This is a genomic window from Sessilibacter sp. MAH3, from assembly GCF_054658275.1.
Genome location: NZ_BAAGIE010000008.1, coordinates 130,747 through 152,516 on the forward strand (window position 1 = coordinate 130,747; position 21,770 = coordinate 152,516).

The following is a 21,770-nucleotide window of genomic DNA, read 5'->3' on the forward strand; positions in this document are numbered from 1 at the left end:
ATCGATTTATTGGATATTTTGAATATTTCATCAGAGGCTGAGAAACTCGCTGGCCTCTGGTCATAGACCTAGTCTATAAACACATCGAATCTCACAAATTTGTCACACGACATGCATTAAGCAAAGGGAAACGCCATGAAAGCAGTAGTACAAACTATCGTTTTAGCAGTCGCTCTCGGTTCTACATCATCTGCGTTCGCATTTGGTAGCCAACAAGCCACTTTTTTTGATTACTTCTGGAAGCCAAAACCAGGCTGTTTCTTGTGGTTCTTCTGTAAAAAGCCTAAAGATAAGCCAGAAGATCCAGCTCCAGTACCTGAGTTGAACGCAGCAGCTGCACCATTATCTGCCGCAATCGTATTAAGTGCTATCGCTTTAGGTGCAGAACGTCGTCGTCGCAAGCTACGCGTAGAAAACACTCCAGCGGTTTAATTTTTAACTCGCTGATAAAAACGGAGCCTCGGCTCCGTTTTTTTGTCTGTAATTTACCAACTCATTGAGTGTTTGATTGTTTTTGCATCAACCACTACTTCATCGCCAAAATTTACACATCCAAGCACCATTATTGGTAAAGTCACTAAAAGAAACACCGCCTAGGAACCTTCGATTAACGTCTCCATGATTTGCTCCAACGTCTATCATTTGCCGTTTTTAAAATCGGTAATACATTGTTGATATCGATGGCAACGCTAGGCTAATTAAAGTTTTCCTTAAATAGTTTAAGATACCGTGTAACTCAAATTGTATGGATCCTTTGTTGAAAAGGCGTATTACGTTTATCCACAGTGGCGCAACAGAAATTTAAGAGACAGGCATGTTTAGAGCGGTAGCTATTGGAATACTCTTACTGGAAGTTCTTTTAATCAGCTTAAGCTTTGACGCGCAGCCGCTACAGCAGCTTTTTGAGGGTGAGGCAGGATTTTTATTTTCTCACCTATCGTTGGTCATCGTTTGGTTAAGCGCCTATTTTGGTGCGTTTTTGATTGTTTTATTGACCCACGACAAGACCGAAACCGCACTCCATAACAATTCTGACGCTCATCTAAAAAATCGAGTAACCGCTCGCTTAGCAATTACACTCATTATCGTCAACTTAGTTTTGTATGCGGGCTTTTATGGTTTAACCAAAGCTTTATTCACCCAACCTCCGGAAACCACAACGATCTTCTGGTCATTGTTTGCGGCTTGGGTGCTCTTGGCGGCATGTGTCTTTTTAACATGCAGCGCCGTGGTTTATCCGATCCAAACCTGGTTTGCTCGAATGTATAGAAATCGAGCCACAATCATAATTTCAGCATCTATCGCGACCGTCGTTACCAGTACATCCTTACTGGCGAAGAATCTTTGGCCTTCTTTTATAGCGCCAACTTTTCATCTATCGGAAAAGATTCTTTTCACGGTATTTGGTGAGGTTCACTCTGATCCTGAAAACTTAAACCTAGGTATCGATTACTTTGTAGTGAACATTTCATCAGAATGTTCCGGTATCGAAGGCATGGGTTTGGCATTTTGTTTTACGGTTTTGTATTTGTTTTTGTATCGTCAGCAGCTGCGCTTTCCTATAGCGCTGATCTTGTTACCCATCGCATTGAGCATCAGCTGGTTATTAAACGTAATTCGTATCTGCATGCTGATCTTTATTGGTGAGTTTATTGATCGCGATTTCGCCATTGGCGGATTTCACAGCCAAGCCGGTTGGTTTACGTTTATCGCCCTCGCCTTATTGATTATCTATGTTTTTGACCGCCTACCTTTTATTAAGAAGAAAACAGCGGAGCTCACCCCTACTTCATCTCATGCAGCCAATGACTCAGCCGCCGAGAATACCGATCAAACCGCTACGGCCATTATTGGTGTTTTTATCGTCTTTTTGTTGTGCTCACTGATTGCCGGTTTTGACGAAGGAATTCCCAATTGGTTGTATCCAGTAAAAGCGCTGGGCACCGCTGTCGCCATCGTCTACTTTTGGCAACGGTTTCCACTCAAACCCAGTTATAAGCTGTCGTTTTCGTTCTGGCTTGAAACATTACTACTCGGACTCATCACCGCTGTGCTTTGGGTACTGTTGATTCCAGAAGACAGCGATTACAACGCACAACTCGTTGAAGGCTTTGGTCAACAAAGCGCATTAATGACTACGATTTGGATTGTTATTCGATGTTTTGGCTCGATCATAGTCGCTCCCATCGTTGAAGAACTCATGTTTCGTGGCTATTTACTGAGCCGAATTTCGGGGCACAGTATTAAAAACTCAGCTCCGGCGGTGAGCTTAATGGCTGTGGCGGTTTCTTCTCTTGCGTTTGGCTTTATTCACAGCCAATGGCTGGCCGGAACTCTAGCAGGTCTTATTTATGCCCTTGCCCGTTATCGTTACGGTTTAACGTCAGCAGTGTTTTGCCATGCCATTACCAACGGCGCATTATGTGTGTATGCACTGGGGTTTGGTCAGTGGTCGTATCTTTAAATCACAGGTATTTTCGACCACCGCTAGCTTGCGGCTTGGGTCACACTCAACGGTGAAAATCACCGCCGTGAACAACCCGGCTTTCGGCAATCTTTACTAGCCCAATCACTTCATTGGCCAAAGCCTTAAACTCGACGTCGATTTATCGGTAGCAAATACCTATAATTGCCAGCTTTCTCAAAGAAACCCATTTTTACGCAACAGGTGCAGTTACTGCGATGACAGATCAATACAACCCCGCCGACGTTGAGTCAAAAGCTCAGCAGTTTTGGGAATCCGCACAAACGTTTAAAGTTACCGAAGACAGCAGCAAAGAAAAATACTACTGCCTAGCCATGTTCCCATACCCCAGCGGCAAACTGCATATGGGTCATGTTCGCAATTACACCATCACCGATGTAATTGCCCGCTACCAACGCATGCAAGGTAAAAACGTTCTGCACCCAATGGGTTGGGATGCCTTTGGTCTACCCGCAGAAAACGCTGCCATCCAGAATAAAACCGCACCGGCAACATGGACTTACAGCAACATTGAATACATGAAGTCTCAACTGAAAAGTTTGGGATTCGGTATCGATTGGTCGCGCGAATTCGCCACCTGCCAAAATGACTATTATCGCTGGGAGCAATGGTTCTTCACGCGCTTGTATGAAAAAGGCTTGGTTTATAAAAAGATGGCCACCGTTAACTGGGACCCCGTCGATCAAACCGTATTAGCCAACGAACAAGTGGTTGACGGTCGTGGCTGGCGTTCTGGCGCCTTAATTGAGCGTAAAGAAATTCCACAGTGGTTTATTAAAATCACCGACTACGCCGAAGAATTATTGTCGAGCCTAGACAAGCTACCAAACTGGCCGGAACAAGTAAAAACCATGCAACGCAACTGGATTGGAAAATCCAAAGGCGTTGAATTGTGGTTCGACCTTCCTCAAACCATCGCCAACGTCGATAGCTTCAGTGTGTACACCACTCGTCCCGATACCATTATGGGCGTGACCTACGTTAGTTTGGCCGCTGAACATCCAATCTCTTTGGAGCTTGCTGAGAGTAATCCCGAATTAGCGGCGTTTATTTCTGAATGCAAAAACCAAAGCGTTGCCGAAGCTGACATGGCGGCCATGGATAAAAAAGGCATGTACACAGGTATTGATGCCAAGCATCCAATCACCGGTGAGCCGATTCCCGTCTGGATTGCGAACTATGTCTTGATGGATTACGGCTCAGGTGCAGTGATGGCCGTACCCGCGCACGATCAACGCGATTATGAATTCGCGCAAAAATACAACTTACCACTTAAGCAAGTGGTAAAAGGCACCGAAAGCGACGATCTAAGCAAAGCCGCCATCACCGAAAAAGGCGAGCTAATGAATTCCGGTGCCGGTTTTGAGCACTGGGACGGCTTGAGCTTTAAGAAAGCCTTTTCGGTAATTGCCGAGCACTTAAAATCCATTGGTAAGGGCGAAGTGCAAACCAATTACCGCCTTCGCGATTGGGGTGTTTCTCGCCAACGGTACTGGGGCGCGCCAATTCCAATGTTGAATTTAGAAAATGGTACCGAAATTCCGGTTCCAGCCGATCGCTTACCGGTATTGCTGCCTGAAGACGTCGAAATGGACGGTGTTAAATCCCCCATCAAAGCCGATCCTGAGTGGCGCAAAGCCGATGCCGTGAATGGTATTCACGCCGAACACGAAACCGATACCTTCGATACCTTTATGGAATCGAGCTGGTACTACGCGCGCTTTACTTGTCCTGACTACCAAGGTGGCATGTTGGATAAAACCGCAGCAGATTACTGGCTGCCCGTTGATCAATACGTCGGTGGTATCGAACACGCGATTTTGCATTTGTTGTACGCGCGCTTCTTCCACAAATTAATGCGTGATGAAAACCTAGTCAGCTGTGACGAACCTTTCGAGCGCTTACTTTGCCAAGGCATGGTTTTGGCGGAGTCTTTCTTCAAAGCAAACGAAGACGGTTCCAAAACCTGGTTTAATCCAGCCGACGTAGTCTTAGAGAAAGATGACAAAGGTAAAGTCATCGCCGCCAGTCACCCAGAAGCCGGCTCACTGGAATTGGGCGGCACCACCAAGATGTCTAAGTCAAAAAACAACGGCGTTGATCCACAATCTGCTGTAGAACAATACGGTGCCGACACCGTGCGTTTGTTCACCATGTTCGCAGCACCACCAGAGCAAACTCTGGAGTGGAACGACTCGGGTGTAGAAGGCGCCAGCCGCTTCTTACGACGACTTTGGAAAACCGTTTACGGCCACGTTGAAGCCGGCACTCCGGGAGCTATTAACCCCGAAGTTCTTAGCAGCGAACAAAAACAATTGCGCCGTAAAGTGCACGAAACCATTCAAAAGGTTTCTGACGATTGCGGCCAACGTTTAACCTTTAACACAGCTATTGCTGCGGTTATGGAATTATTAAACGATGTGACTAAGTTTGCCGACCGCGCCAGCCCAGAAACCCTTGCCGTAGAACGCGAAGCACTAGAATCAATGACCTTATTGCTAGCGCCAATCGTTCCACACATTTGTCACAGTCTTTGGGAAATGCTCGGCCACAGCGATAGCATCGTTAATGCCAGCTGGCCGCGCGCCGATGAAGGCGCACTGGTTCGCGATACACTTCACTACGCGGTGCAGGTAAATGGCAAGGTGCGTGGCGAAATCGACATGCCAGCCAGCGCCAGCGACGAAGAAATATTAACCGCCGCTCGCAACGACGAAAACGTGGCTAAATTTCTGGAAGGCAAAGAAATTAAAATGAATAAGGTCATCAAAGGTAAGCTGGTTACCTTTGCGGTGAAATAACACCAACGCCTTACTAAGCAAGGTAGCTCAATGAGCTACCTTGCTGACATGACTCGCAATATCTTTTCTTTCAAACGCTGTTGTTAACGGCCCAAATGCGCACAAGGCATTTCAATGAAACCAATCCAATTAATCTTAATTATTTTGTTCATGGCAACATTGAGTGCTTGCGGCTGGCATCTGCGTGGCAGTGTCGCACTGCCAGAAACTTTACAGACCATCAGCTTAACCCAACAAAACATTGATCCAGTGTTAAGCCAAACCATTCGCCGTAACTTTGAAGCCAACAATATTCAATTTGCAACTTTAGAGTACGCCTCCTACGCATTGACGCTGTCTGATCAAAAAGAAGAACGTCGTGTGTCTGCGGTAAGTTCCGACGGCCTTGCCGAGCGCATTAGCTTATCAATTTCGGTTAATTTTTTACTGCAAGATAAAGAAGGCCTGACTATTGGTAAACCCAGCGTAATTACCGTAAGCCGAAGCTACGGCTTTGATCGACAAAATGTCGCCGGTAAAAATGCCGAAGAACAGTTGGTGAAAACCGAATTGAGAAATGAACTGGCGCAGCAAATTTTACGACGCTATCGCTTTGTTGCCTTAAATCGTGAAAATGATCCACAAGAAGAATCAGCGCCGGTAGAGACATTAAATCCTGCTAACGCTTCGCAATAAATTGAAAGGAACTCTGATTAAATCATGGTTGAGTTAATCGGAAGTTTCTAGATACAAAAAATGTTAGATAATTTAAGGTAAACGTTAGAGCACCCCAAAGCTAATGGCAAAAATTCGCGCCGATCAACTCTCTAGACACATCGCCAAGCAGTTGTCGCCAATGTATTGCATTTTTGGCGATGAACCACTGCTCAAACAAGAGGCCTGCGACGAAATTCGCAACCAAGCCTTCCAACAAGGTTATACCGAGCGCGAGAAATATTATTCCGATGCTAGCTTAGATTGGAACGAAGTCTTTGCCAGTGCGGCAAATTTGTCGTTGTTTGCTGAACGCAAATTCATTGAAATTCATCTACACACCAGCAAAATCAGTGAGCAAGGGGCAAAAATGCTTCTGCAATATTGCCAAGCTCCGCCAGAAGACACCTTGTTGCTAATTACTGCTCCCAAACTGGATGCCAGCGCACAAAAAACCAAATGGTTTAAAGCACTAGAAAACAACGGCGATACGGTTCAGATTTGGCCAATTACTTCAGAACAACTTCCCGATTGGATCAACACACGCCTGAGACAAAAAAAACTCAATGCGTCTTCAGAAGCCATAGAAATGCTTGCCGCCAAGGTGGAAGGTAATCTACTGGCTGCCAAACAAGAAATCGAAAAACTCGTATTATTGGCCGCAAAAGACGGCTTAATATCCACCGATTTAATGGCCGCAGCGGTCGGTGACAGCGCTCGGTACGACGTGTTTGGTTTGGTGGATAAAGCACTTTCGAACAAAACAGAAGCCGCGTTAAAAACACTGCAAGGTCTTAAAAGCGAAGGCACCGAACCGATCATTATTTTGTGGGCACTAACCCGAGAAATACGCACTCTCGCGAGCATTAGCGAAGCGGTGAATAAGGGTCAACCTATTTCTCAGGCGTTGAAGGCCAACCGTATCTGGGATAAGCGCGCACCACTAATTCAATCAGCACTGCAACGCTTGTCGTACAAACATTTAATGCATTTACTCAGAAAAGCCAACGGTATTGATCGCGCGGTAAAAGGCTTACGCAAAGCCTCGCCTTGGGACGAACTCACCGATTTGGTACTGCATTTATCGGGTGTTATTACCCTGCCACCCAGCTTAGATTTAATTGCGCTGCAATAAAGATTGTCGGAATAAAGAAAGGGAAACTCTGATTAACCTAGAGTTTCTAACGGCACAAGGACGTATCGCCAATTTCAAGAACGGTCAGTGACTGAAATTGTGAAGAAGTTAGAAATCGCGTTGTCAATTTCTGCTCTCTGATTAAATCATGGATGAATTAATCAGAGATTCCAAAGCTTTGTTAACTCAAAACTTTCTTTGTTTACCGCATAATTATTCGTGCGATTTATTGATCACAGCCTGGTAAAACTGTTTCGCTGTTCTGGCACTGTTGGTACCACGTGTTCTAGCAAATAATTTTGCCTGCGTATGAATATCGTCTCTGTCACAAGCGCCCTCGGCAATCGATTCTGCAAACAACACATCGATCATGTCTAAATATTCTTGCCAGGTAATTGGATAGAAAGATAACCACAAACCAAATCGATCCGCTAACGATAACTTTTCTTCAACGGTATCGGAATAATGAACTTCTGGATCAGCCATTCTCGCCGATAAGGTTTCTTGATTATCGCGTTGGGTTTGCGGAATAAGATGCCGACGATTGGAAGTTGCGTACAGCAAGACGTTTTCGGGCGGTAACTCAATCGACCCTTCTAAAACACTTTTTAAATGCTTGTAGGTATTTTCATCAGCGTCAAAGGAAAGATCGTCGCAAAACACAATAAAGCGATATTTACTGTCCATGATTTGATCGACAATCTCCGGTAAATCAACCAAGTCTGCCTTATCAATCTCGATAACACGTAAACCTTGATCGGCGTATTGATTGAGCAATGCTTTTACCAGACTGGACTTACCCGTGCCGCGAGCTCCCCACAGCAAAGCATTATTGGCCGGTTTTCCTGCTAAAAAACGCTCGGTATTTTCAATAATCAGAGATTTTTGACGTTCGATTTTTTTCAGATGATCCAGCGAAATAGCATCTAAGCGCGTAACCGGTTTTAAATAACCACGCTTAGGTCGCCAAATGGCGGCTTTGTGAAGATTCCAGTCGAGCGTACTTGGCGCTTGTGTCATAGAGTAATCCAACTACTTGGTATTTTGGTTAATGGAACGTCTTTTTTGTAGCAGTGAAGCCTGCGTTAATAAAACGTTTTATTAACCGTACATTATTTATTGCCTGAACTTCGAATTTATTGCCTGAACTCCGAGAACAGTCGCTTGAAGTCGTTCATCAGAAATTCCAGAATTCTGTCGCTAGACTAGGATACCAAAAACGGCGAAAAGAAAGGCAAGAATAAATACCGCGAAATAATCTACAACTGGCAAAGATAAGCAACACGGGGATCGGTTTTACCTGCCATCAATTGACGATACGCCCACCTAACATCTTCCGGGCCGGAAAGCAGAGTTGGCGCTAACCAGTTCGAAAACGCCTCGCACACAATCACCGAATGTTCTTGATAGCGTTGCACCAGATTACAAATATCGGAATTAGCACGAGCAGCACTGTAATAATCTCGACCATCAAAAAACTCGCCTTCAGGCAGGGACAAATGATTTTGAGCATCACTCATGGCCAAGATTTCATCGGCGGCAGATTCTAAGTTACTCATGCTGTACACATAACCCAGTTTTTGCTTGAGATAAAAATGCAGCATGCCTAATACTTGCAGATTGCCAGTAAAATCAATCAACGTACCCTTAGATAATTGAATTTCACGCAAATTAGGGTAATTAAAAACATCGTCAAAATAATCTAGCTTTTTGACGTGATTTAAATGATGGGTAGAGGTTAAACCAATAATTTTCGGAATTTTATTTTTGTAGGTGTACGTCCGCCAATATTTTAAAATAAAAGCCAAGGCCAACGCAGATTTACTGGCCGCACCGGTAAAAATAAGGGTGTCGGCGTTTTTAAAATTTTCCGATCGTAATGTTTCTGCCAGCGCAAAAACGGTTTTTAAAATGGGCGATAAAAACAAATGAATTTCTGGAATTACAAATTCTTCGAAGGAATATACTGCGTTATCTGCGTTTTCGGGCTGGCCACCAAACACGTGTGATCGAGACGTCATTAACACCCGAGAAGCTTCAGATTCTGAAGCCGTTACCATCGATGTAAAATGCTCGCCCGCAAAGTATTCCTCCGGTTGGGCAAAAATATCAAACCCAGACAAGTTGGTTGATGCAGTTGAACTGCCTGAAAATAACGAATATTCATCGGCAATAACGCTGTAATCACTGCCAATAAAATATCGCGACATGGGAAACCAGCCATAAAAACCTTGGCCAACCGTAAATGCCCGATGATGGGAATCGATAATCTCTGCGTATCCCCAAACTTTTAATTCTTGATCTCGGGAAGATAAAACCGAAGATTTAGCAAGTGACGATTCTAAGCGTCGGAGATTATTACCAGAAAACGCAAAACGTTCGATCTTTGCTAAAAATTGCCCCTGACTCGAATAACGACGCGCAGCAATGTTTTCATTAAAAACACTGAGGTCTGTGGGTTTGTCCCCATTTAATTTAAGAGCAATATTATGCATGAAAATACGTTTAAGTTTTTCCCGCGATTTAGGGTTATCGATTCAGCATAATCGATCTAGCGTAACCAAGGTATTTGATATACAGCGTACAAAATAACAAAAAGCGTGTGTGATCAACATAAATTCAATAGCGAATTTACAAAAATCTACTTTCTTTAAACCTATCTTCTTACCTGTGTAGAGCCGTTTCTTGCAATCCCAGCTTATATAAGAAGAGCCGCGGGATTATTTGTAAAACATCACCCAGTGGTAAAAAGAATTTCATTAAAACGAGCGTCGATAAATACGTATTGCCACAGCTTGAATCTTCTACAAAAAATCTTCTGCCATCTATTTGTTAAAACACGCTATCAGTGTTCACAAACTGCTTGGTTCACACTCTGCTTGGTTCACACTCTGCTTGGTTCACAACCCGCTTTCACGACTAATAATAGTCCCAACCTACGCGTACAACCGCAAATGGATATTGAAAAGCCTTCTCGACACGCGAGCGGCATAGGTAGTAAACCCTTTCTTCACAATCGGTGTCCTTAATTATATCTCTAGATTCAGATTCGGGAACCGGGAATCGGCTGTCGTTTAAACAAGTCTTCAAAAGTCTTCTAACTTGCCTATAAAGACAAGATTACGGCTGTTGAGTGTACAAACGTTTTACATACGAACCCAAATAACACTGAGAAGTCAGAGATATTTCATTTATTAAAGAAAATGAATATTGGGACAAATTTAGGACAAATGTTCGATAACGATACTGAATGAGCCTGTATTTGCTTAACAAATAAACAGACCCTATTACGATCTTAACTGACTTGTACGATCTTAACTGCCTTGCTTTATCGGTCGTTACATGACCAATTTTAGAATGAACAACACTGAGAAACTTTATGACTCTTGCTATCCGCTTATCATCCTTAGCGCAGCCGCGTAAGCTTACCAAGCTCGCCGCCGCCTGCTTAATCGCCACATTAGTTGGCTGCGAAAGTAATCACTCAACCGAAGTTTACCAACCGCAAGCATCCGGTATTACTCTCTCTGCGATGGATACCAGTGTTCGCCCCCAAGACGACTTCTTCCGCTTTGTGAACGGTCAGTGGCTGGATAACACAGAAATTCCTTCCGATCGCTCAAGTTATGGCACTTTCTCGGTTCTTCGAGACCAATCAGAGAAAGACGTAAAAGCCATTTTGGAAGATTTGGTTGCAAATGGCAGCACCGACTTGAACACAGAAGAGGGAAAAGTTCGAGCCTTGTATTCAAGCTTTTTGGATCTAGAAACCGTTAACGCCTTGGGCGCCGAACCCTATCTTAAAATTGCCAAAGATATTGATGCCATCAACTCCAAACAAGCGCTGTTGAACTATATCACTCAGCCTTGGATGATGGGCGAGATTTCACCCATTGGCATTTACGTTGATTCCGACAAGAGCGATCCAACCCGCTATGCGCCTTATTTGTATCAGTCAGGTTTATCGCTGCCAGATCGTGACTACTACTTTGACGAGTCTGAAAAAGGCCAAGGTATTCTTGAAGCCTATCAAGCTCACGTTAGCAAAATGCTGGAACTTGCCGGTTTCACAGCGCCGCAAGCCAGCGCCAAGCGTGTAATTGCCTTTGAAAGTAAATTGGCAGAAGGTCACTGGACCAAAGTAGAAAGCCGCGATGCCGTTAAAACCTACAACCCTACCGCTCTAACCGCTTTAAGCAGCGAGTACAAAGGCTTTGACTGGCCCAAGTTATTAGCCAATACCGGCATCAAAAACACCGACAACCTAGTGGTTATTCAGCCGTCGTATCTCTCGCATTTTATCGATACCTTTGAGACCGCATCGCTTGAAGAGTGGAAGCTCTATCTAAAATGGCGCACACTCACTCACATTTCGAGTTATTTGAGCGAACCCTTTGCCGATGAAAACTTTAACTTCTTTGGCAAAACTCTATACGGCACAGAAGAACAACGCCCACGCTGGAAACGCGCGGTAGCATTCACCGGCCAAACTCTCGGTGAGGCCATCGGTAAAATTTATGTGAAAGAACACTTCCCGCCGGAAGCCAAAACTCGCATGATTACGTTGGTAGAGAACCTACGTGAAGCCTATCGAGAAAGTATTTTACAGCTCGATTGGATGACCGACGAAACCAAAGAACAAGCCATTAAAAAACTGAATAAATTCAGACCTAAAATTGGTTATCCAGACGAGTGGAAAGATTATTCGTCATTGAAAGTTAGCAACAATTTGGTGGAAAACTACATTTCTGCCAACAATTTCGATTTTATGGATGGCATCAGCAAACTGGGCGGCCCAATTAACCCCAACGAATGGTTTATTTCACCACAAACCGTCAACGCCTATTACCACCCCATCAAAAACGAAATCGTTTTCCCTGCAGCAATTTTACAGCCGCCATTTTTTGACCTAGAAGCCGACGACGCCATTAACTACGGCGCCATTGGTGGCGTTATTGGCCACGAAATGGGCCACGGCTTTGATGATCAGGGTTCACGTTACAACGGTGACGGCGCCTTAGAAAACTGGTGGTCAGAAACCGACGCCGAAGCCTTTAAAGAGCGCACCGCGTTACTGGTCAGCCAATACAATGCCTACGAGCCATTAGAAGGATTACACGTTAATGGCGAATTAACCTTGGGGGAAAACATTGGCGATTTAGGCGGCTTAACCATAGCACATAAAGCTTATGAGTTATCGCTTAATGGTAAAACACCGCCAGAAATTGACGGCTTTACCGGCGAGCAGCGCTTTTTTATTGGTTGGGCTCAGGCTTTCCGTGGTAAATACACAGATCAAAGCCTAACGGTTCTGGTTAAAACCAATCCGCACAGCCCTTATCAATATCGCGTTAATGGTGTGGTTAAAAACATGCCTGAGTTTGACGAAGCCTTTGGTGTAGAAAAAGACGATGGCCTATTTTTACCGAAAGAAGAACAGGTAAAAATTTGGTAATCAACACGAATTACTCTTGATAAAACAAAACTATTAAAGCCACCTTATATAAGGTGGCTTTTTTGTCTGGAATTATTCTCTTCTCTTCTCTTCTCTTCTCTTCTCATCACATTATCATTCCAATATTAGAAAATTCCTTTTAAAAATAGTCATAAATAGGAATACTAATTTTGAACAGCCTTTTAATAGCCGTAATCAACCACCTCGTATTCACGTACTTTTGCGCAACAATCTCACTGCAAATAATTATCTGAAAAATCTTATCGCTCACGAGCGCCTAGGATTCACTCCTCCGTAATTTAACCGGAGGCTTGTGCCCACAAACGTATCACTCCCAACATCAATTAGATTAATTGCGCATTATCGGACTTTCTAAATAGCCCAGAGAAGCCGACGGCATACACACGCATTATTTGCTTATATAAAAATCAATTATTGATATTTTGAAGAGTTGCTTACACTCATTTTAGCTGGCGCTAAAATTAAGCTGCAACAAAACAAATAAAACTCTTTAAAAAATAAAATAACACCATTATTTTCACAAAATTTTCACAAACCAGATAATGTTAAAACATAAATTTACACACAATACTTATTAGAAATTAATCATAAAACAACAGCGACAACACAACCTGAACCAACCATTGCTTATACTAATCGTTCATCATTGCATACAAGCTACGAATTATAATTCCAAAAACTTACAACATAAAAATAGACCACAGCAAGCAAAATTAATCTAAAAAAATTCAGCAGAAATAAATATTTAATACCCAAACTTTTGAAAAATACAACAGCCTCTGTTAAGACGATTTAACACTTCAAATTAACTGATTTTATCAAATCTTTTATATCAGCCATTTTTTTGACTAAAACTGAAAAATAAAGCTCAAACATTCAGCAATTCCAATAAAAACGCTAATTAAATATTTACTTAATCAAGCTATTTTTTCTCGAAAATTCTACCGTGACTTTCCTCTATTAATTCTTGTGATAGCATTCTTTTCACTCAATAGAAATTATTGGGCGTTCAATAAAATTGAAAACTCACTTCTATGCGAAAGACATAAAATAAAGGAATTAAAAATAAATAATACAAGGATTGTCTTGAATTTATTTACCAAATCACTCAGCAAAAAATTTTTATTTTTTTGTCACCTAATGGATAGATAAAAGGATCTACACAAATGGCTACAGATAAAAATCAAGAGACAGAAGCAACAACCGAAACTTCTCGTCGCGACTTTTTAAAGCTAGGCGCAACTTCAGGTGCAGCAATTGCCGCAGGAGCGGCTCTTGGTGCTAACACCGCAAAAGCCGATGATTTCAATCCATTCCAGTTTGAACAATCCAGCCCTTTGGGCAATCGAGCTCTTCGTGCTGCCGAAATTAAAATCCGCGCGGCAAACCAACAGTTTGCCGAAACACTGCGTTTGCCAACTCAGTTCGATAATAACGATGAACGTCGTTACGCCGACGAAAACTACTACGCAAACTATTCAAAATGCTTGCCTTGTAATACATTTGGTGAAGTAGATCCAATTTCTTACCGCCAATTGCAACGAGCCATGCGTACCGGCGCAGAAGCCGATTTCCAAGCAATTGTTCTTGATTCTTCATCTGATCGCGGTCTAGTTTCTCCGCAAGCAGCGTTTAAATACGAACTCTCCGGTCTTGATAACCACGCAACTCGCATCAATGCGTCGCACACTTTTCGTAGCCCAGATATCGCCGGTGAAATGGCTGAAGTCTACTGGCAAGCAGTTACTCGTGATGTGCCTTTCATCGACTATGATACCGACGAACTTACCAACGCCGCTGTTGCCGACTTAAATAGCTTCACAGTAACACCAGGCTCGTTTAATAACGGCGCGACAACTACCGCTAACCTTTTCCGTGGAGAAACCGCAGGTGACTTGGTTGGCCCTTATGTTTCTCAGTTACTGTTAAAAGACTTCAGTTACGGATCGGTCGATGTCGTGCAGCGTTACCAAAAAGGCGTTGAAGGCGTTAACTTTATGGTTGACGAAGCCAACTGGTTAAACGTACAAAAAGGTGCAACACCGAACGAGACACTAGAGTTCGATCCTATCAAACGCTACATCTACAACGCCCGCTCCATGGCCGAATACGTGCACCGCGATCTTACCTTCTCGGCCTACATACAAGCTGCCTTGGTAATGATGTCTTACGGCCCAGACGCGATTGAACAAAACTTCCCATACCTTTCGGGCGGTAATCAAGAAGCCTTCGCAACCTTCGGTGCGCCTTATATTCTCGACCTAGTAGCTCGTGCGGGTAACCTAGCCTTAACCGGCGCATGGTTCCATAAATGGCGTGTAAACCGCTTCCTACGTCCTGAAGCTTACGCAGGCCGCGTTAACTTTATGATGAAAGGCCAGCGTACTTACGAATTGCACACGGACATTTTAGAATCTGATGTAGTCTCTCGCTTGATGAGCGCCAACGGTACCGCATTGTGTCCACAAGCCTTTACCGAAGGTTCTCCAACGCACCCATCGTTCCCAGCCGGTCACGCCTGTTACTCCGGTGCCTGTGCCACTGTATTAAAAGCATTGTTTAATGAAAGCTTCGTAATTCCAAACCCAGTACAGGCGAACAATACCGGAGAGAGCTTGCTAGCCTACACCGGCAGTGACAACTTAACTTTAGGCGGCGAAATCAATAAGCTCGCTAACAACATCGCTCTTGGTCGTGATGGCGCAGGTGTTCACTACCGTCAAGACGGTGTACAAGGTTTATTGGTTGGCGAGCAACAAGCCATTACCCTGCTGAGAGACTCTTCGGTATTAGTTAACGAAGACCAATTCGGCGGCTTTACACTAACCAAGTTCGACGGCACTCGAATCCTGATTCAAAACGGACAAGTTATTGCTCTTTAATGTAAAATTATCGAGTAAAGGAAACTCTGATTAAACTAGAGTTTCTAGCGACACAAGGATGTGTCGCCAATTTCAAGAACGGTAAGTGATTGAAATTGTGAAGAAATTGGAAATCGCATTTTCAATTTCTGTCCTCTGGTTAAATCATGGATGAGTTAATCAGAGGTTCCTAAATAAATCTTGAGTTTTTACAGTGAAATTGGCCTAACTCAACAAGCCAATTAAAGGTCGAAAAACAAGAGCCACAAAAAAAGCCAGATCAATGATCTGGCTTTTTTATAAATCGCAAAAAATTAAAACGGCACAACAATAAATAAAACATCCTCACGATCAGGCCAATTAGTGCAATTATGCGATCCATGCACCTCTACCGGTTTATTTTGCGAGGCCGCGGCCAAAACAGCTGCATAAAACGCCTTACCACTTTCTGTAGAAATATCTATCGCCCATTCTTGTAAATTTTGAGCGCAACTAGGCGCTTCATTGTGAGTCTCGGTTTTTATAAAAACCCGATCACCAGCATGAGGCTGAATCGTCAGAATTTTTGCTAAACCCGAATAACCAGCCGATGCATGTATGGAAACTAACGAAGTCACACCTATCACAAGTCCCATCAATATTTTTTTCATAAAACCAAATCCAAGTAATTAAAATACAAACCAATATGAAATACTCAAATGTAACGATGGATTTTGGCGGTTTTAAGAGAGAATTAATATCGCAAGAAATTATTAAAATAGAGAGCTAAAGTATTAATTTAGAAAACGTAGAAAATTTCTATATACAAGAGTGATTAGAGATTACTAGGCACACTCGCAATCGATAATACACTCTGTCTTGTCACCTAAGATATAAAGCACACTGAAAGTATCGAAGTAATCATACAATCGCTCCACACCTTCCCAATACAGTTCTTCGTAATTATCTAAACCCTGAAAAGTATAGGTGACAGCAATAAGTCCATATTCGCTGGTTAATTCCACCAACTCATCAGATTCCGTTAAATAATCAGCATACCCAAGCTCACCATCGTAACCGTCCTTTTTGGGATCAAATAAAACTTTAAGACAACCACAATTTTTGCAAAGCAAACTTACAGGCGGGAGATCAAAAAAGGTTTCTTTTTTGAAAATAAAGCCAGATTTCTCTTTGAATCGATACCCAAAAACTTTAAAAAAGTACCGGTACACTTGCACATTACAGACTTATGAAAATATTCTTTACCATCAAATTCAGGGTCAGAAGGGGTCACGTCACAGGTATGAAACTTTTCTAAACAGCGCGGAATACTTTTTTTCATTTATTCAATATATCCATCGAATTACCTACGCTGCTCGAAAACGCTAGATTTAAATCCGTCAAATGACTATTTCTCTGAGATATAAATTAATCCGCAAACAGTAGTAATAACACCGATAGAGTCACTACGGAACCCAGCGTTGAAAATAATACGCTGCGCGATACGAGTGCGGCGTCGCGTCGGTAAAATTCGGCGAGCATGTAGGGGCCGGTTCCTGTGGGAAGTGCGCTCAGTAACACGGCGGATTTTGCCCAGAGGTCTGGTAATTTAAATACGTGGAAGGCAAGTACCCAGGCAATAATGGGGTGAATAATAAGTTTGATAAACACAATAGATGCTGTGCCCGATACGGCTTTGGGTTGTTTGTGGGCGAGAAAGAGTCCTAAAGAAACGAGAGCGCAGGGTGTTGTGGCGCTGCCTAATAAGGTTAGAAATTGCAGTACCGAAGGCGCAACGCCAATTTGGGTGGTATTCCAAAAAATGCCCAGAAATGGGCTCACCACCAGTGGATTTTTAATCAACGCCAACGCCACTTTTTTTACGGCTAAAATAAAAGACGCTTCGTTTTGGATGGCAATTTCAATGCAAACAACCGCCACCGAAAATAACACGCACACCACGAGCAGCGTTGAGATTAATGCGGGCTGTAAACCTTCTTCACCAAAGACTAATAAACACAGTGGAATACCCACATAACCGAAATTTGCGTAAGCAGCGCTTAAGCCATCGATACTGGCGTCGGCGGTTGCGACCTTACAGAGCTTTCGATACACAAGCGTTGCCGCAAACACCAGCATCATGGGAATGGTGATCACCAAAATAAATTCCGGCTGCCATAGATCTGCGTAGTTGGCGCTTGCCGTGGCTTTAAATAACAGCGCCGGTAAACACAACCACACCACAAAACGATTTAGCTCGGATGCGGAATTTTCACCCAAAAAATTCAGCTTACGAAACAAAAAGCCGATGAAGATCAACGCAAAGATCGGCAAAAGTGTATTAACAACCGCAGACATAACATCACCCATTCAGAATCTATCTAGAGTAAAGCTGAGCGATACTTGCGTCTAATGCAATTTATAGGATTTGGTGGTGATTGAAACACAACATCAATAAGAGCTGAGAAAACCCTAATACTTTAGGAACCTCTGATTAACTCATCCTTGATTTAATCAGAGGACAGAAATTGAAAATGTCATTTCCAATTTCTTCACAATTTCAATCACTTACAGTTCTTGAAATTGACGACACATCCTTGTGTCGCGAGAAACTCTAGGTTAATCAGAGTTTCCTTTATATAAAAGAAACATAAATTAGCCAAATACAAATCTTGTTATCCCTGAACCTTCAGAAATACAAGAAGTGGATACTAACTTGAAATAATGTAAATCATTGAAATTATTAAAAATCAAAAATCATATATTCAATTTTTTCATTTTGATCAAATCATTAATGAGTTAATCAATGGTTCCTAAAGTTTGTTCTTACAAGCAGTAACACAACGGCACTGCCCAAGTTTTGTAAATTAGAGATCAGCAACCTAAATTTCAATCTTAAAGAACCTGCACTTAATCCAGAGTTTTCTATACTGAAGAATCCGTAGATGACAAATTGCATTACGCCCTATGTATTCACACTTTCACTTTAAACAAAGCACTCATGTATTGATCCAGTGTTTAACGGAGATATAAATGCAGCTCAATCTCGACTTATTGTGGATCTTAACCGCTGCAATACTGGTCATGTTTATGCAAGCCGGGTTCACTATGCTGGAATCGGGCCTGGTACGTGCTAAAAACAGCTATAACGTAGCCATAAAAAATATCAGTGATTTTCTCGTTGCCGTCATTGGTTTTTAGTTCGTAGGCTTTGGGTTTATGTTTGGGAACGATAGCAACGGCTGGTTCTCTTTCAGTGGTTTCGCGGGCAGCGAAATTATTACTCCCTCGCAAATAGCTCTGTTTATCTTTCAAGCGACCTTTGTTGGCACCGCAGCAACCATTGTTGCGGGAGCCGTCGCGGAACGCGCCAAATTTAACGCTTACATCATAATTTCTTTGATTATTAGCTGCGTGATCTATCCGATTTCGGGCCACTGGGCTTGGGGCACGGCCTTTGGTGCCGATACGAGCGGTTGGTTAGAAGACAAAGGGTTTGTCGATTTTGCCGGCTCGTCAGTTGTACACAGTGTTGGCGGATGGGTTGCTCTAGCCGGTGTCATAATCCTAGGCCCTCGAATCGGACGATTTGATGAAAACGGCAAACCTAGAGAAATCCCTGGTCATAATTTAATGATCTCTACTCTTGGTGTTTTCATTTTGTTTTTTTGGTTGGATGGGCTTTAACGGCGGAAGCACCCTCGCAGCTAACGATTCGATACCGGCCATATTGCTCAACACAATCCTCTCAGGTAGCAGCGGTGGCCTAGCCATCTTGCTTTTATGCACGTTTATATCCAAAGGTAAGATATCCGTTGAATCTACAATTAACGGAGTACTCGCCGGATTGGTGAGCATTACCGCAGGCTGTGCGGTATTGAGCCCGAGCATGGCTATTGTCGCCGGCGGCGTAGGGGCATTATTAGTATTTGGATTTGATCGTTTTCTACTGCACGTATTAAAACTCGACGATCCCGTTGGCGCTGTCGCTGTGCACGGTTTTGGCGGACTCTGGGGAACTCTCGCGGTCGCCTTACTGGCAACTCCAGAAGCGCTTCCCGCGGGTAGCAAGCTCGCCCAGCTCAGTATTCAACTGCAGGGTGTTGCGGCTTATTTTATATGGGCTCTTGGAACAGGTTTCATCGTATTTTGGATTCTCTCTTTAGTTCATGACTTAAGAGTCAGCGAAGAAGAAGAGCAATTAGGTCTAAATGTCACCGAACACGGTGCGAAAACCGTGTGGCTCGACACAATGCGTACCATGAAGGACATTATCGAAAAAAAAAACCTGAGCCTTAGAGCCCCCGTCGAAAACGGCACTGAGGCCGGTGAAACTGCCATTGCTTTTAATATTTTATTGGACGAGTTCGAAAGCAGTATCGAACGAATGCATCATGTTGGTCAGGTTGCTCAAGACACCGTCTCGAATATATCGGACCAATCTTTTGATGCCGAACAATCCAGCCTGTTACAACGCGACAGCTCAGAACGCATATTGCAACTTATGAAAGGGCTGTTAGAACAGTCTCAAGACATGCAAAACCAAGCTAACAAAGGTATGGTAGAAGCGTTAGAGGCGAAAGGATTTATTGAGACCAACGTTAATAAAATCCAAGAATTAACCGAAGATGTCACCAACCTTAACGAAAAACTCAATCACGCCAGCGAACAAGCAACCACTCTATCAAGCAAGGTAGAATCTATTACCGATGTGGTCGATTTAATTCAATCCATTGCCGATCAGACCAATTTATTAGCCCTTAACGCCGCCATTGAAGCTGCACGTGCCGGTGAACACGGTAGAGGTTTTGCGGTGGTCTCCGATGAAGTTCGACAGCTGGCACAGAAAACCCGAGGCGCTACCGAAAGAATTCTTACACAAATTTTGGAGCTGCAAGATGAAAGCAGTAAAACGGCGACGGCGTTAAGAAATTACGCCGGTGACGCCAGTGAATCCGCAGAAGAAGCCCAACACGCCCGCGAATCTCTGAACAAAATTATTGATAGTGTTAATGCTTTAGAAACACTCAGCCAAACCGTTGCGGATTCCTGCCAAAACCAATATACGCAGGTTAGCTTCATGCAAGACCAAATCGCCAGTGTTTCTAAAATCAGCGAAAACAATTACGACATTAGCCAAAACATTAAAAAGAGCAGTGAATTATTAAAGAACGAAATGTTTCAATTTAAAAAAGAAATTTCATCCTTTACCAAAACAGAATTCAGCTCAGATGAAACTAGACGCTATCAAAGTCGTGACAAGCCTGTAGAAGTTGAACAGAAATTTGGTGATATTGAATTATTCTAAAAGAACGTCTGAATAAATCATAAAAGTGTTAATCAGACATTCTTATAATTCTTTATTTAGAAATTTGTCTATTTAGATTTGATCATCTGGATTTTCAGCTTCATCTTGACGTTTGGCTTTTTTATTACCTTCGTCGGATTCGTTAATTTTCCAGTAACTGCTGGCGTAAATTTTAGAACGGCCCACCGCTTTTTCTTGCTTAAAATAGCGGCGCAGATTACGCATCATTTCAAATTCACCCGCCAACCAAACACTGACTTCGCCATCTAAAAAATCCAGCGACCGCACCTTATCAGACAATAAGCTATTGGGTGTTTTTGGGTTTGCATTAACAACCCAGTGAATAGCAATTCCTTCGGGAGCATCCAGCGTACGAATATCGCCGTTGCTGATAACTTCAATAACCGCAATGCCACGAGCAGACTTTGGCAGTTGCTGTAAATTAACCTCAATGGCTGGCAATGCTGTCATATCGCCCGCAAAAAAATACCAATCAGCATCAAAATTAATTAATTTTTTGTCGCCAGGGCCTGCGGTAAATAATGCATCACCTACATTGGCATTTTCTATCCAGCGATTTGCAGGGCCTTGATTTGCGTCGCCAAAACTGTGGCAAACACCATCAATGTGTAATTGCTGAGCATTTGCATCATAAGCGCGAATGGTGAAAGTACGTTTGCGTGTTGCTTTAAAGTATTCACTGTCATCGAGCAATTCTGGTTTTAAAGCTTCACCATCATCAGGTGAAAACAAGAATTTTACATAACCGCTTTCTTGATTTTCAGGAAAATCGCTGAGCGCAGCACCAGAAAGCACTAAACGGTATAAATTTTCGGAGAGATTTTCTTTTTTGATTAACGTTAATTCACGTGTTTTTTTCATAAATGCTCGTTATAGAGAATGGAGAAAACTCTAGAAACCGCTGATTAAATCACCAAAAAATTAATCAGAGACTCTATAGGAAACTCTGATTAACCTAGAGTTTCTCGCGACACAAGGATGTGTCGCCAATTTCAAGAACGGTAAGTGATT

General features: G+C 43.0%; 14 protein-coding genes and 1 pseudogene. 9 read left to right on the forward strand and 6 right to left on the reverse strand.

Annotated features, from left to right (window positions below; all coding sequences use genetic code 11):
* Positions 1 to 135: 135 nt before the first annotated feature.
* The 5 genes from ACYQ2C_RS07085 (at position 136) to holA (ending at position 7,114) form a co-directional block, all read left to right on the forward strand.
* Complete coding sequence (locus ACYQ2C_RS07085; RefSeq protein WP_460051374.1) at positions 136 to 432, forward strand: hypothetical protein; 297 nt, start codon at positions 136 to 138, stop codon at positions 430 to 432.
* A gap of 382 nt (positions 433 to 814) precedes the next feature.
* Complete coding sequence (gene xrtE, locus ACYQ2C_RS07090; protein WP_460100966.1) at positions 815 to 2,464, forward strand: exosortase E/protease, VPEID-CTERM system; 1,650 nt, start codon at positions 815 to 817, stop codon at positions 2,462 to 2,464.
* 218 nt (positions 2,465 to 2,682) lie between these two features.
* The gene (gene leuS / locus ACYQ2C_RS07095) at positions 2,683 to 5,286 is read left to right on the forward strand and encodes a leucine--tRNA ligase (protein ID WP_460100964.1); all 2,604 of its coding nucleotides are present in this window, start codon (positions 2,683 to 2,685) and stop codon (positions 5,284 to 5,286) included.
* A gap of 114 nt (positions 5,287 to 5,400) precedes the next feature.
* A complete protein-coding gene (locus ACYQ2C_RS07100) occupies positions 5,401 to 5,961 on the forward strand; it encodes an LPS-assembly lipoprotein LptE (protein ID WP_460051379.1) in 561 nt (186 codons plus the stop codon).
* A gap of 103 nt (positions 5,962 to 6,064) precedes the next feature.
* Positions 6,065 to 7,114 (forward strand): DNA polymerase III subunit delta, encoded by a 1,050-nt coding sequence (holA, locus tag ACYQ2C_RS07105; RefSeq protein WP_460100961.1) that lies wholly within the window; start codon positions 6,065 to 6,067, stop codon positions 7,112 to 7,114.
* A gap of 213 nt (positions 7,115 to 7,327) precedes the next feature.
* Here the strand turns inward: holA and ACYQ2C_RS07110 are convergent, their stop codons facing one another.
* Together ACYQ2C_RS07110 and ACYQ2C_RS07115 are read right to left on the reverse strand one after the other, a co-directional pair.
* On the reverse strand, positions 7,328 to 8,134 hold the full coding sequence (locus ACYQ2C_RS07110) for an ATP-binding protein (protein ID WP_460051382.1): 807 nt from the start codon (positions 8,132 to 8,134) through the stop codon (positions 7,328 to 7,330).
* A 239-nt stretch (positions 8,135 to 8,373) separates the two neighbouring features.
* On the reverse strand, positions 8,374 to 9,609 hold the full coding sequence (locus ACYQ2C_RS07115) for a DUF2855 family protein (RefSeq protein WP_460100959.1): 1,236 nt from the start codon (positions 9,607 to 9,609) through the stop codon (positions 8,374 to 8,376).
* 884 nt (positions 9,610 to 10,493) lie between these two features.
* On the opposite strand from ACYQ2C_RS07115, the gene ACYQ2C_RS07120 reads away from it, so the two are divergent.
* Both ACYQ2C_RS07120 and ACYQ2C_RS07125 read left to right on the forward strand, forming a co-directional pair.
* Positions 10,494 to 12,569 carry a M13 family metallopeptidase gene (locus tag ACYQ2C_RS07120; RefSeq protein WP_460100956.1) on the forward strand — a complete coding sequence of 692 codons (2,076 nt, stop codon included), beginning with the start codon at positions 10,494 to 10,496 and terminating at the stop codon, positions 12,567 to 12,569.
* Positions 12,570 to 13,756: 1,187 nt separating this feature from the next.
* Complete coding sequence (locus tag ACYQ2C_RS07125; protein ID WP_460051386.1) at positions 13,757 to 15,472, forward strand: vanadium-dependent haloperoxidase; 1,716 nt, start codon at positions 13,757 to 13,759, stop codon at positions 15,470 to 15,472.
* A 293-nt stretch (positions 15,473 to 15,765) separates the two neighbouring features.
* Here the strand turns inward: ACYQ2C_RS07125 and ACYQ2C_RS07130 are convergent, their stop codons facing one another.
* The 3 genes from ACYQ2C_RS07130 to ACYQ2C_RS07140 form a co-directional block, all read right to left on the reverse strand.
* Entirely contained in the window at positions 15,766 to 16,101 is a 336-nt protein-coding gene (locus ACYQ2C_RS07130; protein ID WP_460100952.1) for a hypothetical protein, read from the reverse strand.
* Positions 16,102 to 16,275: 174 nt separating this feature from the next.
* Positions 16,276 to 16,563 carry a hypothetical protein gene (locus tag ACYQ2C_RS07135; RefSeq protein WP_460100949.1) on the reverse strand — a complete coding sequence of 96 codons (288 nt, stop codon included), beginning with the start codon at positions 16,561 to 16,563 and terminating at the stop codon, positions 16,276 to 16,278.
* 295 nt (positions 16,564 to 16,858) lie between these two features.
* Positions 16,859 to 17,788, reverse strand: coding sequence for an AEC family transporter (locus tag ACYQ2C_RS07140; RefSeq protein ID WP_460100947.1), 930 nt, complete (start codon positions 17,786 to 17,788; stop codon positions 16,859 to 16,861).
* Positions 17,789 to 18,538: 750 nt separating this feature from the next.
* On the opposite strand from ACYQ2C_RS07140, the pseudogene ACYQ2C_RS07145 reads away from it, so the two are divergent.
* Positions 18,539 to 19,117: pseudogene (locus ACYQ2C_RS07145) on the forward strand (ammonium transporter).
* Complete coding sequence (locus tag ACYQ2C_RS07150; protein ID WP_460101147.1) at positions 19,080 to 20,738, forward strand: methyl-accepting chemotaxis protein; 1,659 nt, start codon at positions 19,080 to 19,082, stop codon at positions 20,736 to 20,738. The pseudogene ACYQ2C_RS07145 and the gene ACYQ2C_RS07150 overlap by 38 nt, the downstream one beginning before the upstream one ends.
* A gap of 72 nt (positions 20,739 to 20,810) precedes the next feature.
* Here ACYQ2C_RS07150 and ACYQ2C_RS07155 read toward each other — a convergent pair whose 3' ends face one another.
* Positions 20,811 to 21,620, reverse strand: a complete 810-nt coding sequence (locus ACYQ2C_RS07155) for a siderophore-interacting protein (protein WP_460051189.1) — start codon at positions 21,618 to 21,620, stop codon at positions 20,811 to 20,813.
* Positions 21,621 to 21,770: the final 150 nt, after the last annotated feature.

Excerpts from the sequence above, each read along its gene's own strand:
- ACYQ2C_RS07125 (WP_460051386.1), top strand. The coding sequence starts at position 13,757 with ATGGCTACAGATAAAAATCAAGAGACAGAAGCAACAACCGAAACTTCT.
- ACYQ2C_RS07130 (WP_460100952.1), bottom strand. The coding sequence starts at position 16,101 with ATGAAAAAAATATTGATGGGACTTGTGATAGGTGTGACTTCGTTAGTT.
- ACYQ2C_RS07100 (WP_460051379.1), top strand. The coding sequence starts at position 5,401 with ATGAAACCAATCCAATTAATCTTAATTATTTTGTTCATGGCAACATTG.
- ACYQ2C_RS07140 (WP_460100947.1), bottom strand. The coding sequence starts at position 17,788 with ATGTCTGCGGTTGTTAATACACTTTTGCCGATCTTTGCGTTGATCTTC.
- ACYQ2C_RS07110 (WP_460051382.1), bottom strand. The coding sequence starts at position 8,134 with ATGACACAAGCGCCAAGTACGCTCGACTGGAATCTTCACAAAGCCGCC.
- holA (WP_460100961.1), top strand. The coding sequence starts at position 6,065 with ATGGCAAAAATTCGCGCCGATCAACTCTCTAGACACATCGCCAAGCAG.
- ACYQ2C_RS07115 (WP_460100959.1), bottom strand. The coding sequence starts at position 9,609 with ATGCATAATATTGCTCTTAAATTAAATGGGGACAAACCCACAGACCTC.
- ACYQ2C_RS07155 (WP_460051189.1), bottom strand. The coding sequence starts at position 21,620 with ATGAAAAAAACACGTGAATTAACGTTAATCAAAAAAGAAAATCTCTCC.
- xrtE (WP_460100966.1), top strand. The coding sequence starts at position 815 with ATGTTTAGAGCGGTAGCTATTGGAATACTCTTACTGGAAGTTCTTTTA.
- ACYQ2C_RS07120 (WP_460100956.1), top strand. The coding sequence starts at position 10,494 with ATGACTCTTGCTATCCGCTTATCATCCTTAGCGCAGCCGCGTAAGCTT.
- leuS (WP_460100964.1), top strand. The coding sequence starts at position 2,683 with ATGACAGATCAATACAACCCCGCCGACGTTGAGTCAAAAGCTCAGCAG.
- ACYQ2C_RS07085 (WP_460051374.1), top strand. The coding sequence starts at position 136 with ATGAAAGCAGTAGTACAAACTATCGTTTTAGCAGTCGCTCTCGGTTCT.